This window comes from Citrobacter sp. Cu096 (genome assembly GCF_030332285.1).
Lineage (GTDB): Bacteria > Pseudomonadota > Gammaproteobacteria > Enterobacterales > Enterobacteriaceae > Citrobacter > Citrobacter meridianamericanus.
This window is the reverse complement of the sequence record NZ_JAOWID010000030.1, coordinates 680,431-694,407: the sequence shown is the minus strand read 5'-3', so window position 1 is coordinate 694,407 and position 13,977 is coordinate 680,431. Positions and strand designations below refer to the sequence as shown.

Genomic DNA, 13,977 nt, shown 5'->3' with positions numbered 1-13,977 from the left:
GAGACCCCCATAAAAAGGATAACAAAGTGTTAGACAAAATAAAACAACATTCCATCTTGGGATTAAAAAACATAGAAAAAATCATAACTCTAATAATTTTTATGTGCACGTTTTCAGGAGCGTGGTTCCTCTTAAGCTATGCACGTACCCACGGTGTGAAGTTTATTGATCTGATACAATCAAATTTACTCATCAGTACAGGGGCATTATCTTTCTTTATAATACTTTTTATTGTTGGATGTTTTTTAATATCATTCAATTTATCTCCAGCGATTGCCCGATGCCTTTATTATGATATATTAGTTCGAGAGAAGATAAAAGGGGCAAAAAGAAGAAAATTAATATACTTATTATACTTTACATCATGTGGAGTAGCGTCTTTATTCGCTTTTTACCATTTTTACTTCGGAGTTTCATTAGTTGTTATAGCTGCATTGACTCTTCATTTTTTAGCGATTAAAAAACCCTTTTATTATAAAAAAATAGCCGTCACATTAAAGTTGATTTTATATACTGCATTATTATTAGCAATAAGCATTGCTATGTTTGGATTCCTTTCCATTACACTGAATTTTGATATAGAAACAAATCCTTCTTTTAATAGTTTTATTCAAGCTCTTTCAATATTTGTTATTATCGTTACATTGGCGATTATTGGATTAGCGGACATACATCAACGTAATCGAGATCTAAAGAATAGGATATGGTGTTACGTTTTTTTCTCCTTGCTTATTGTTTTTTATATTGCAACAGCATTTTCAACAGGTGTATCAGAAAAAATAGCGAATATGATCGGGTTAGGTTACGTTAATCAATGTTATCATGAAAAAGATCTGGTTAAATACTCCATACCTGAAAGGTTAGTTATAACACAGAAAGACAAAAGCAAGATAAAACTATTCATTATTGCAGATGTAAACGGAAAGATATACATATCTAAAGATAAAAATCATCGTGCAGAGTTTATGTTCATTGCCAAAGAACTAAGTGAAGTAAGTTGTGATTAATTAGACAAATACACAAGCAAAAGGGCCTTACAGCCCTTTCGTTTTCCCTCGAAGAGAACTCTCCATTGGAGAGATTATACATATCCCCATATTTGGGGCAACGCAATCAGCCCATTGGGTTGTAAACTACTCCCCATATATGGGGCAATCAGACACTTTATAAAGTGAATATTCACAAGGAACATTTATTAAATATAATATTAAACATCTATTGTCAAATTTATTTCTCTGAAACTTTCAGGTTTATAAATAATTGTATAGCACAACTATGAACAACACACTACAACATAAAATACATTGTCCATAGTGGTCCGTATGGTATTTAACGCAACTCTTCATCTTCGTACACTGGCAACGAGTCAATAGCAGCAATTTTCTTTAGTTGAGCTAGATAATCCGAATTATTATCCACCAACCAATTTAATACAGAATAATTAGAAAGTAGTCTTTTTATATATCCAATAATCACTGCCAACTTTAAATTATTTGTTCCATATATATTTTCGAGTTGTTTAGTCTCTATTTCCATAGCAGCCATTTCTCGTTCCATTCTGGCAAAATTTTTTGCTACGTCTTGTTGCTTTAGTTTCGAATCTTTCGGATTTATTAGCATATCATCGGAAGTGTAATGTAATAATGATAGAGCAAATTTACGACTGAAATTATTTATACTCATCATCGTTGATACCGCCTCCAGCTGTCTTTCTGGTTTCATTTTACGTAAAATAGCAAATATTGCTTGAGGAACATGTTGATTTGCTAATAAAGCGGTAGTTTCGGGACTAATCCCATCAAGTAATCTAAACTTTGCCCTGAGTGTATCTACTGATATATTCAGAGATTGACTAATTTTTTCCGCTGAAACACCAGCATCCACAGCCTGTAATATCATACGATATTCCTGAATAACTGGTAATCGATTGACATACTTGTTATAGCTGTAAGATTCTTCATCCTCAGAAATCAAGCAAGGCACAGTGGATAGCCCTATATCCTTTGATGCTTCAACTCTTAAGTGACCATCAAGTATTATCTTTTCTGACAAATTATTAATATAAATAACTATGGGTTCTATGATGCCAACTGTTTTCACCGTGGAAAGTATCTGATGATATTTCACGCTTGATTTCACATTAATAGGCAGCTCCTTCCCATATAACAGATCAGAAACATTAATAATATAACACTTATTACTGAAGTTAGGTTTATTCATTTTCAAGACCTCGTTCAGGGTCAACATTATCCAGAATAAATGCAGGGACAGAATTCAGGCTCTCATCAGATAGAAGTTCTGAAAACTCTCTATTCCTCAATAAATTAACCATTATCTCTTTAACAACCATTAGGCTAGATATTGTAAACTCAGATCTTGTATGAATAATTTTATGCCTTTTGACATTTTCTTGATAAATTTCTTTTAACTCTTCAGAAGTAATCCGCTTCTTTTTTACCCCCTGAACAAAAGAATTATTATCACTTCCCTTACCTGATGTTTCTCTCTGAGATAATATCCTTTTAATTACACCTATCTGCTTTGAGTTAAGCTCACCAATATTAAAGCCTTCTAAAAGAAGGTGTTGTATATCAACTCCTTTAGCTCTTGATATTTCTACCGCTATATATATCGGGATTCTGCCAGACTCAACAGCAGAAAGTAATTTATCTTCACCATTTTCTTTTAATGATACAATAGAAGATACCCAATTTTTAGAACGACCAATTTTATTAGCAATCTCTAACTCAGAAAAACCTTTATCCTTTAATTCTATAATGCTGTTGAGAAGCTCAGTCGAACGTGGTTTTCTTCGAGCAATATTTTCTGCAAGACTCATGATATGACCATCTTCATGATCTACTGACTTTACTATTGCTGGGATTTGTTTTTCACCTAATATTTCATAAGCCTCAATCCGCCCTTGACCACAAATTAAATCGTACACATACGTCTTACAGGTTGAGTCAGATAACCTAACCGTAATAGGTTTTTTTAGCCCTATGTTTTTTATACTTTCAACAAGTTCATCGTGAATAGATTTGCTTCTTGAACGTGGATTAACGATCCTGATCTCTGAGATATCTATAAGCTTTATTTCTTCATATTCATTCATCAGTGAATTCCTTCTAAAAAACATCACGTTTAAGGATTTGCAAAAAAGGTATCAAGTCATCATATCGATAAAACTCTAACTGGTAAGGATTTAACTCTTCAAAAACAAACTGATTATCTAATAACTCTATTGAAGGAAATATATAGTAATCTTTGGTGTTCACGTTTTGACTATCAAGTCTAACAACGATACAAATATCATAGCTAAACTTTCGCTCAAACCGGATTCTCCATCGCTTTCTCGTGTTATTCATGAAACAACGGGAGATAACTACAGACATTTTAACTTCATCATTAATAGTAAATAATTTAGACTCCTCATCATAATCAACATAACAGCCTTGTTCTGTAATATCAAAAATGAGTTTTTCAACTAAACTATGGTATTTTTCTCTTAGCAAGGAATTAATTCGCAAATAGTCATAATCGTGCTTTGGTTTATAGTCAATTAATTTATAAGCCTGTAATAGACCACCAAAACGTTTTCTATAAACAGATGAGGATGGTGTATCATCATCTTCATCTATAATTATGCCTGATAGTTTCCCTTTTGTTTTAAAAAGTTCGGATAGTTTACCAAGTAAATCATCATTACTAAGATGAATACTTCTATTACTAATAATAGTCTGCGCTTGTAAAAATAACTCAGGAGAAATAATAGCTTCAAAAGCATTTTCACATCTTATCCATTCATGCTGTGGGTTGTGGATAAGCCGCTGTTTTAAACGAGAAGATGTTCGGTTATAGACATTATGACCAATATACTTTTCGTTAGTTAAAATCTCGTGGATCTTTCCTCTGGTCCATTTAGTGCCATGCTCTGCAGTAATCCCTCTTCTATTCAACTCAGAGGCAATAACCCTCTCTGGTTTAGAGTTATTCACGAATTGGTCGTATATCCATCCAACCGTTATGACCTCATCTTCCGGCCCTAATACTAAAATTATTCGATCAGTCTGGATGCTTTTCCACTCTTTATATTTAAGAATACCTTTAATTTTTCGATTTTCATCTATCAACATCCTACGTAGACCATAACCAGCAGGACCACCTTGATGATATCCACGACTGGCTAAATTAATTTGTCCAAAAAAAACTTTTTGCGAAAGATTCTTGCTAAACGAAGATGCCTCTTTTCGGCTGACAAACAACTGAAAATCAGCATAATCACCGTCCGAATCTGAAATTGGATTAGCACAATATATTATTTCAACATTATTTAATCTGAGTTGATGTGTATAATAACCAAACTCATCATTATGGGGAAATCTACCAAAACGACTGATATCATAAACCAAGACGGCTCTGATGCTAATTTTTTTTAGAATAACATCATCAATAAGTTTCTTGAATGCTTCTCTGCCGCTCGTAGTTACTCCACTTTTACCTGAGTCATCGTAGGTATGAATAATATTCATACCATGTTCCGATGCATATTTTCTTATAAATTGAGACTGATTAAATAATGAATATTGCTGATGGTCCGTAGACATCCTAAGATACTGAGCAACATTGACCTCATCCATAACATCCACCTCCCCTCATAATAAAGATTGTGGTTTCATGGAAAGCCAAAATTCAAAAACCGTTCTCCACAATACTCTTTTTAAAAGACGCTTAAGCTAAACTACACCATAGAGCACTGTGAATTTCTTGAACACGATCCCAAAAACGAACACTTTTTAAACAACTTCCTTTACAAAACTAAGTACTTAATTGTCCATGAACATATAAAAGCTATCATTATCATAATGTTATTGCTTTTGAGCCATTACTCCTGTCGATTTACCATATCCTCACGAAATCTTTTCCTTCTCAATTCAATTCTTGCTGTAGCCTCCTCATTAATATTCGAATTTTGTAATAATACATCCAATACAAACTCCTTATCGACACCTTCTACTTTACAGCCAACAGCTTTAGCCACTTCTGCCCCAAGGATAAAATTCAGGCGTGTCAATGTATTATTGGACTCTGTATTCTTGGATAAGGATTTTACTTAATTTTTAAGAAGATTTAGTCACATCTGTATTTAAGTTTTTTTGGGCTGAATTGTTATACCAGAACTAACAATTAGCATTCGTAACAACTCAAATAAACAGCTCCTTTTGTGTAGATGTGTTTGATATAATTCATCTGTGCTACTTGTATTAAAATATATTCAACCCCAAACCCAGTTTGCGGTACAGCTTGAAGTACCTGATTGATTAGAATTCTCAGGTGTGCTGCCAGTTATAGAAATCCCCTTAAAATCAACAAAAACGTTGAGAGTACCTTTAGCCCAGCCAGTATCCATACCAAAATTTGAAGACACTCGGGTATATAACTGACCAGATTCATCTATTTTAGCCATATAAATTCGTCTTCCGCTACCAGAGCTATTTCGTGAGGTACACTGTATGGTTTGAGGTGGTGGTGCTTTAAAGAACCCACCTCCTGTGCCTTGCCACACGCCATTAACACAGGATAATAGTTGTCCCGCACTCGTTCTTCCCTGTAAACCATTCGGTGAACAACCTGCGCCACTGACAGCAACACCATTGAGTTGAAGATATTCACCAGCACTTAATCTACCATTAGCGTCTATATTCCCGTTAGAATGAATATAATTAGAATTGACATTTCCTGAGGCCCACACATATGTTGTGTTTAACGTGCCATTAGCATCTATATTTCCGGTTGATTTTAAATAACCACCATATATACCCGCAGATGTTTGAATATTTTTATCCCCATATGCCTTTATAGTATTAGCATCAGTCATATTCCATCCACCACCCCATTTCTGGAAATACACACCACCATCACCCATTGTTCTGAACCAGTTCTGCGTGTAGGTTTCACCACGAGACGTGAGCGTAGTACCTGAAACAGTGTTATTTGAATTGATAGTTCCATTTACTTGAGCATTACCTCCAACGTTCAAATTTACTCCAATATTTGTATCTCCGGTAGAATGCAATGTGTTTGTAGTTATCGTTCCTGCTGCTGTTATATTTCTGGCATTATTTATGTCCTGATTACCCATGTTTAAATTACCTGTCATAGGTAATGTGCCATCACGACGTAAATACACTGAGTACATAGAAGAATCGTACCCAACACGATACGCCAGTAGACCCGCTGCGGTAATATTATTGAAAGTTAATGATGTCTCGGTCCATGCGCCCTGCAGACCTGATACTAAAGCTGCTGATTGCGTCATTCCACTATCAATACCAGCAACTTGCATTGCCTTTCCTAACAAGTCATAACGATACCTCCCGCCTTCCAGCCAAGGAGAGGTTGTTGTAATAAGACCATTGATAACATAGTTAGGAACTGTTCCTGAACGTTTTAACATTATCTTGTAAGAAGACTTTTGCATGTTAACGCCTGTATAACCTACAGGTAGAAACCCTTCGTTTACTAACGTTTGATATGTAATTTCACAACCATTAGACGAACATGTTCTTGGTCCCGGATCACTGGACTGACTGCTACTTGATGAAAGTGTTGATAATCTGTCATAGTGGATACTAATATAGCGATTTACCGCCTCTCCTACCTGTTTTATCTGATTACCAACAGTATCAGCCATCATGTTTTCTTGATTAGTTTTCATGTCTTGAAATTTTACGAAAGCAATCACTGTTCCAATACCTAAAACCAATGTTAGCTCCAATAAAGAAAACCCCTTATTATTTATTCCTTTCATTTTTATCATCCTCTTTTACCCTACCATCAATTAATTAACAAAAATAAAAAATTGGTCAATGGACGTTATGTTATTTATGATAAAAAATGATTGTTGGAACAATCAATAGTCTTTATTGACGGTATGGGATTACATAATGCCTTTTGATTAACTTTCTACTATCCCACTCTGTTAATAGTCCATAAACTCAACAAGCCAATATTTATACTCCACATTATAACGTTTGCACTCATTAAGATTAATGCGGTATTATCCAGTTCACCAAGTCGCACATTCATATCCTTATTATTTAATAATAGCACAGTTGTTATTCTTGTCTGCCAATCATATCTGCAAGGAATCTTTTCCCAATTATCTGAAATTTTGTCTTATCTTCAGCACTCACATTTTGAAAATATAATATTAGTCCAAGCACAAACTCCTTATCGACATCTTCTACTTTACAACCTACTGCTTTAGACACTTCTGCGCCAAGGATGATCTTTGAGCGTGTCTCGGCACTCTTTGTTAATAATTTCTCTTTAGTCTTTAAACGATTCAAACGCATCTGCGCTGATGCTATTTTTTGCTTTACTGTTTTTTCTGATCTTGGTTTTCTATTTTTATCACTATCACTCATAATTACTTTTCCTTCTAGTTATTAAAAACATGCAATACAATTAAAAAGGAGAAAGGTCAAACCATAGACAGTAAGATGAACGTTTTTATTTAAGATTCAATCTCGCAGCACCAAAGGATTGTTTAAAACAATCATTGCTGAACAGGTTTATCTTGTCCATGATGGGATTAATCCCAAAAAAGTGGTGATTTGGTTTTAAAAACATGATGTCAGTAATCTCATAATAAAATTATGCAACACAAACGAGTGCAACCACTAACTTAAAATATATAATACTCTCCGCGTTACTTATTTTATCAAATCAATGAAAACAATTTAATCTGTTATATTTTGATTCTGATTTCTGTTTTTAACCTATGAATTGTGCAACACGTAAAAGTAATTTTTATTTTCACTATTTTATCTTGATTCAGTTTCCCCGCCTTACGGCGGGAGGGAAAAGTGCTCTTTTTGCCATTACGGGCGCTATCTAAACACAAAAAACTAATATTATTATACTACTTCAGCCGTTCATCCGATTCTAGCCTTATTAATTTCACAGGCATTGAAACTAGCGTTATTATTTAACTATAGAAAAACTTTTTACATAGTCGTTATTTTTAGCTCCTTTAGGAGATATAAAAATAAAGCAATGCCCACCTATACACTCACTTCGTGAGCGTGTGGGGTCTACCGACGGTTGCTGCCGCAGGCTAACACCGTTTCCTTCGGAAACAAGGTCAACGCCAACACCACAGTTTTTCTTGCGAAAAACTAAAACCAGCATAGTCGCATTGGAGGTTTATATTTTGGTTTGATATTTAAATTTATATTGAGGTTCTTTTTATTGTATGGCTATTTTTCATCTTGATTTTAAAATTGTGAAACGAAGTGAGGGCAAATCTTCCGTTGCGAAAGCTGCCTATCATGCTCGTTGCAGAATCACAGATGAAAGAACAGGTGATACGTATGATTATAGCCGTCGTACTGATTTATATGGGCATTTCATATTAGCTCCTGCTAATGCACCAGAACACATCGTAAAAAACTCTACAGCATTGTGGAACGAAGTTGAAAGCGTTGAGCGCCAGCACAACGGTCAAACATCCCGTTATTTCGATGTTGCTATCCCCGCTGAGCTAACCAATGATGATAAGAAAAAGCTTGTTCTTGAATATTGTCAGAAAAACTTTGTAGAAAAGGGAATGATTGCTGACATCGCTTTTCATGATCTAGATAGTGATAATCCTCATGCTCACGTTATGTTGACATTAAAAACCATAGGCACGGAAGGTTTTGGTAAAAAAGAAAGAAGCTGGAACGACAGAAAAATGTCTGTTCTTTGGCGTGAGTCATGGGCATCTATGGCTAACAGCTATCTCGAAGCCGCAGGCTCACCAGAACGTATTGATCATCGATCTCTCCAAGCTCAGAACGAGGAAGCACAATCGAATGCGGCTATTGCTCTGGATAATGAAGAAAAAGCGCTATGGCTTGCTAAAGCCGCTGAAACAAACCGTCCTCCGATGAAACGCATTCATAGTGCTAAATGGCGTAGTAAGTCTGCTCAGGAGCAAAGAGCCGCAGAACGGGCTGTTCGTGATGCAGCCAAACAAGAAGCCGTTGAAGTCTACAAAACATTCAGCGAACTTGATCTTGAAATCGTCGTTGATGTCAGAAGCTTCACTGTGGCTGTCCTTGCTGAACCAGAAGAGATTGTATCACCAGAAACGCGCTCCAGTTATTCGACCAATGAAACGCAAAGACCTGTACTGGTAGCCCCAGCACCTCATACTCGTATGAGTGGCGTTAAATCCTATCGTGATAAATCCAAAGTCAGTAAGGTTGTTGCTGGTAAAAAACCATCGGTCAGTATTTCTGATACTGGAACAAATACTATTCTGAAAACATCCTCCTCGCAAAATCCAGACAGGGCATCCAGAAGCGCCCCTGAATGTGTTAAGAGGAAAACAGCTACTCCGCGTCAGGATAATATCTTTAAACGCTTTACAGCTCTTTTAGTTGATTTTATCAGGGATAAATTCATATGGGTTAAAACAGACAAAACTAAAATTGATATTATCAGTGAAGAACATGATAAACGTATTGCTAAAAACTACATCTATGATGAAGTATTAGGCTATCCTGTTCTACGCACTGAATATGAGAAACGAGCTAAGTTTAACCAAGATGACTACAAGCCGACACCAAATGAGATAAGGCGATTCCCAAGTCGCATTAATAGCGCTAAACCTGTAAGTGATTACGATAATGGGATCTCACCTTCATTACCTCCTGAACCAATGAAGGGAGTAAACTTTCTAAAACTCAAACCATCAGGTTCTAATATCACTAAGAGCAAATGACAACCAAATACTTTTGATATAGAATGTAAAATCACTCTACAGCGAATGGTTTGTAAAAAATGGATCTTAATAATCATATAATTGATAATTTAAATTATTATTTAAATACAAGCACTCCAGAATATGCTTTCATGATTACTGGCGGATGGGGAGCAGGAAAAACCCATTTTATAGAAAGTTTCATAACTGAATATAATAAAAACGCCATTGATAATCAGTCTAGAAATAAAATAATAAAAATAAGTCTATTCGGATTTAAAGCCACATCCAGTATTGATGAAATGATTTTTCAATCATTACACCCACTGTTAGGCCATAGATATACCAAGTTAGCCGGTAATATTCTAAAGGGAGCATTAAAACTCGGTTGTAAGATAGATATAAATGGCGATAGCAAACCAGATGTAGATATTAATGCAAGTTTAGATAAAATAAAATTTAGCGAAATATTCTCTACTAATACGGATAGCGGAGAGATCATTATCGCATTAGATGATCTTGAGCGCACTGACATCCCATTAAAAGAAATTCTTGGGTATGTTAATTATCTTGTCGAAATTTCAAAGGTTAAAGTCATTCTCATAGCTAATGAAAAAATCCTACATGAAAAGGATAAATCATCCGAGGATAAAAATAAGGATGTTTATTCAAAATTTAAAGAAAAAGTTATAGGTAAAACATTCCAAATCAAACATAATATTGATAATGTTTTGGATAGCTTCCTCGACGAATCAGAATGTGAGCCATTAAGGAGACATAGAGATGTCATTAAAAACATCTATATACGCTCAGATGATACAAATCTCAGAAAACTAAAGCAAAGTATTTTAGATTTTGGATACATTGCAAATTACATCGATGAAGAACAACTTAAAAATGAAGAGTATTCATCGCTGTTAATACGCGTTTTCTTTGCCTTATCATTAGAAATGAAAAGTGGTGAGCTAAGTGAGGAAAAATTAAGAAATAATGAGCCATTCCAAAGTGAAAAAGGCAATAGCGATGGTTCTGATAATATATTTTATAAATATGACATTAGTTACAGGAACTTGTATGTAGGTGATCTATGGGCTGATATTTTATTCAAGGGTGATGCAAGTAATTTAAAGTCAGCAACTGATGAACTTGTATATTTTAAACAACAAAAAAACAATGAACATCCCCTCTGGTTCAAATTATGGAATTTTAGCACACTGAATGAAGAACAGTTTATTTCTCTTACCAATCAGCTACTTTTGGAGTTCGACTCTCTTCAGGAGGAAGAACATCAGGTTTACTTACATAAATTAGCCTTAATCATTTACTTCTCAAAAAATTCTCTAATTAGTAAGGAAATCGATGAAATAAACAATACAGTTTATGAATACATTAAAACCTATAAAGACGGTTGGGCTATTTTGAACAATCGCTCTTTTGAAGATATAGTATTTGGAAACAACACTGGCTATAGCTACTACAATGATTCAGATGAAGACTTTAGAAAACTATTTAATTTACTTAGATCTGAACGCAAATCTATCTCTGACGAATTAAAGCACCAAGCAGAAATCATCAGAGCAAATGAAATATTTACATATCTTGCACAAGGAAACAAGGATGAGCTGATCAATATTTTATATACTGAAAATCAGTTCAAGCCATTTTTCAATAAATTAAATGCTGAAGATTTAATGAAGATCTTATTGCACTCAAGTAATTACATAACGTCTTACTTTAATCACATTATAGAGGAACGTTATACATCAAGAGATACTCTCAATGGTCTGAGAGCATATAAATATCTGAAAATTGAAGAGGGGTTTTGGATCGATTTACAAAATAAAATCTCGCAAGAAATACCCCATCTGACGATGCTAAAAAGGCATTTCATAGAACAACTTGATACTACCATTAAGGAAATAATAGCACTCCTATCTTCATGTCCTGATGTTTAAAATTCTGAGGCTGGTCAATAAAATGTCCAGCCACTTAAAAATTACATCCTTCTCCTGAACACAACATTATCAGAGAAAATTGCTTTACCTGCGACAAACCCAACAGCAGCAATGATTGGTAGGCTTATAGTAGCTCCCGCCATGCCTGTAGACATTCCGATCAGTATAGACAGGCCAAAGGTCAATAATATAACAACGAAAGCATACCAGCCGGGGTAGGCTCCATATAAAACAGTCGCCATGCAGCCGGTGCAGACATGAACACCTCTCTGGCTTTCTTTCAGGCAGAAAGGGCATTTAATTGTGTTATTTTCCATGATGGCTTCCTTAATTAGCCTTCCAGCCATTGCTGGTTTTAACAAGATTCATGGCACCATCAGCAGGTCCGCTCATCCCCTTCACGTCAGAGAACGCGCTTTTGTCCACCCATGAAGGAACATCAGTTAATTTCCATGTATAGGTGACGCGAACAACTTTCTGATTACCGTTGCCCGGCTCGGTCCATTCCTTCACTTCATCAACTACCCGATGACCAATACAAACACCTTCTTTGGCATTCCAGATTTTGGCTTGTTTACCTTCTTCTGTTATTCCAAGCGTATTGTTATCCCAGCCTTTAACAAAGGCCATTAGGCCCTGTTCTACGAGGCCATCGAGGATCACAGACCCTGTTTCAGTGCCTGTTTCATCAAATCGCGGTTTCGAGAGCTGGATAGGGAATGTGACATCGTTGTTTCTCAGTGAGAAACAGGTTTTCGATTGACCAATCTTCGCGTTGATCGCTTTCTCAAAGTCACCTTTTTCGCCACATCCTGCCAGAACCAGTGCAGCACCCGCCATAAGAAGGATCTTCTTCATTTTCATATCCCATCAGTGATAACGAATAAAAAACCACTTGTACTGGTCCAACTAATGACACTTATGAACGGTTCAGCCGTCAGTCACTGATGGCATCAGACACTATTCAAATTTGCGGTATCGATAGACCAATACATCATCACCGGCAGATACTACGTTAAACGTAGTATCGAAAACAAGGAAAAACTACGATTCTCGTAGCTCTTAATGATGAGAGTGCTTATGATCCAGCGAGAATCCCATAGAGACATCTTTTGTAAGCGTTTAAAAGAAGCGCGGCTTGCAGCTGGTTTATCTCAAAAAAAGCTGGGTATCGCTGCCGGGATCGATGAATTTGTAGCAAGTACTCGCATCAACCGATACGAAAAAGGTGTACATGAAGCGGATATCCATACTGCACAGAAGTTGGCAGAAACGCTAAATGTACCATTGGCATATTTCTATGTCGAAAACGATCAACTTGCCTCAGTCGTGATTAACTTTGATAGATTAGCTGAAGAAGATAAAGAAGAAATTAAAATCATAATAAACAAATATAACAAAAATGCATCACTTTAAATGTATTTCTATATTTATCAGTGATCGCACAGAATGTCTGGTTACTTTTGATATGAACTTCTGAGAAATTTAAGAATGAAGCAGTAAAAAAGATTTACTATGCTGCTTTAGGTCAGTTTATTCGTACATTGACGATCCATTTCTTTATCCTTGTCATCTAAATGGTTTAGTTAGTATAATACCAACTGATTTGTTATTTATATTTAAAGGGAAAGTTTATAAACGGGACATTAAGTTCAGGGAATTATTGAATTTACTGTCACTTCACTTACCCCACTTACTTCAAAAAACAATCTTCTGTAGCTGTTTATCATTCGTTATCAGTCCAAATCTGCGTCAGCCTCTGACAGGAAGTAATAATCGTAATCTTTAATACCGATTCTTTGACCACTTTCCAGTATGCGTTTTATTCCGTCTCTATTTAATTCCATATCGTTTGCGATACATGTGATGAAGGGTATTTTTTCGTTTGTTTAAAAGATGCTTATTTGTTTATGTTTTCCATTATTTACATTTTAAATTTTTTTGTCATATATTCAAATACCACTTCCCATTAATGGAAATCAAATTTATTTGATTCTGAATAATAGGATTACTATCTGTTTACCATTCTTTTTTAAAAAAATATTTATCTTATGAGCTAACGCTCATGTGATGCCGCACGGCTACGCCCTGACGCTAATTTAAAATAGGATTTAATGGTTAACGCCTTTTTCCACTACTTTAATATTAACACGCACAGAACCTGTTTATGAACATAAGATCCTATTTTGGTATATGCACTTTCTCTTAAATATATAGGAAACTATATTTTCAGAAGCAGCACTTCGTGATTGTGCAAAACAATCACAT

The 13,977-nt window shown here is 35.3% G+C and carries 11 protein-coding genes and 1 pseudogene; 4 read left to right on the top strand and 8 right to left on the bottom strand.

The features are described 5' to 3' along the window. Positions 1–26 precede the first annotated feature (26 nt). Positions 27–1,007: a hypothetical protein gene (locus OGX99_RS17590; protein WP_286544483.1), complete on the top strand. Its 981-nt coding sequence runs from the start codon at positions 27–29 to the stop codon at positions 1,005–1,007. A 322-nt stretch (positions 1,008–1,329) separates the two neighbouring features. On the opposite strand, the gene OGX99_RS17585 is transcribed toward OGX99_RS17590, so the two are convergent. From OGX99_RS17585 to OGX99_RS17560, 6 genes and pseudogenes are all read right to left on the bottom strand, one after another. Further along, complete coding sequence (locus OGX99_RS17585; protein ID WP_286544480.1) at positions 1,330–2,220, bottom strand: plasmid partitioning protein RepB C-terminal domain-containing protein; 891 nt, start codon at positions 2,218–2,220, stop codon at positions 1,330–1,332. Continuing rightward, on the bottom strand, positions 2,213–3,115 hold the full coding sequence (locus tag OGX99_RS17580; RefSeq protein WP_286544477.1) for a ParB/RepB/Spo0J family partition protein: 903 nt from the start codon (positions 3,113–3,115) through the stop codon (positions 2,213–2,215). Before OGX99_RS17580 ends, OGX99_RS17585 begins: the two co-directional genes overlap by 8 nt. Positions 3,116–3,128: 13 nt before the next feature. Next, positions 3,129–4,640, bottom strand: a complete 1,512-nt coding sequence (locus tag OGX99_RS17575; protein WP_286544475.1) for a recombinase family protein — start codon at positions 4,638–4,640, stop codon at positions 3,129–3,131. A 245-nt stretch (positions 4,641–4,885) separates the two neighbouring features. Next, a pseudogene (locus tag OGX99_RS17570) lies at positions 4,886–5,110 on the bottom strand (conjugal transfer protein TraD); the annotation flags it as partial. Positions 5,111–5,275: 165 nt separating this feature from the next. Beyond that, positions 5,276–6,811 carry a shufflon system plasmid conjugative transfer pilus tip adhesin PilV gene (gene pilV, locus OGX99_RS17565; RefSeq protein ID WP_286544469.1) on the bottom strand — a complete coding sequence of 512 codons (1,536 nt, stop codon included), beginning with the start codon at positions 6,809–6,811 and terminating at the stop codon, positions 5,276–5,278. 307 nt (positions 6,812–7,118) lie between these two features. Further along, on the bottom strand, positions 7,119–7,430 hold the full coding sequence (locus OGX99_RS17560; protein ID WP_286544467.1) for a conjugal transfer protein TraD: 312 nt from the start codon (positions 7,428–7,430) through the stop codon (positions 7,119–7,121). A gap of 830 nt (positions 7,431–8,260) precedes the next feature. On the opposite strand from OGX99_RS17560, the gene mobQ reads away from it, so the two are divergent. Further along, positions 8,261–9,775 carry a MobQ family relaxase gene (mobQ, locus tag OGX99_RS17555; RefSeq protein WP_286544460.1) on the top strand — a complete coding sequence of 505 codons (1,515 nt, stop codon included), beginning with the start codon at positions 8,261–8,263 and terminating at the stop codon, positions 9,773–9,775. A 59-nt stretch (positions 9,776–9,834) separates the two neighbouring features. Beyond that, positions 9,835–11,709, top strand: a complete 1,875-nt coding sequence (locus OGX99_RS17550; protein WP_286544457.1) for a P-loop NTPase fold protein — start codon at positions 9,835–9,837, stop codon at positions 11,707–11,709. Positions 11,710–11,750: 41 nt separating this feature from the next. Here the strand turns inward: OGX99_RS17550 and OGX99_RS17545 are convergent, their stop codons facing one another. Together OGX99_RS17545 and OGX99_RS17540 are read right to left on the bottom strand one after the other, a co-directional pair. Further along, on the bottom strand, positions 11,751–12,026 hold the full coding sequence (locus OGX99_RS17545; protein ID WP_130956510.1) for a hypothetical protein: 276 nt from the start codon (positions 12,024–12,026) through the stop codon (positions 11,751–11,753). A 10-nt stretch (positions 12,027–12,036) separates the two neighbouring features. Beyond that, positions 12,037–12,567 (bottom strand): membrane lipoprotein lipid attachment site-containing protein, encoded by a 531-nt coding sequence (locus OGX99_RS17540; protein WP_286544448.1) that lies wholly within the window; start codon positions 12,565–12,567, stop codon positions 12,037–12,039. Positions 12,568–12,789: 222 nt separating this feature from the next. Between OGX99_RS17540 and OGX99_RS17535 the strand changes: the two genes are divergently transcribed. Continuing rightward, a complete protein-coding gene (locus OGX99_RS17535) occupies positions 12,790–13,125 on the top strand; it encodes a helix-turn-helix domain-containing protein (protein WP_166733348.1) in 336 nt (111 codons plus the stop codon). The last annotated feature ends 852 nt before the right edge of the window (positions 13,126–13,977 follow it).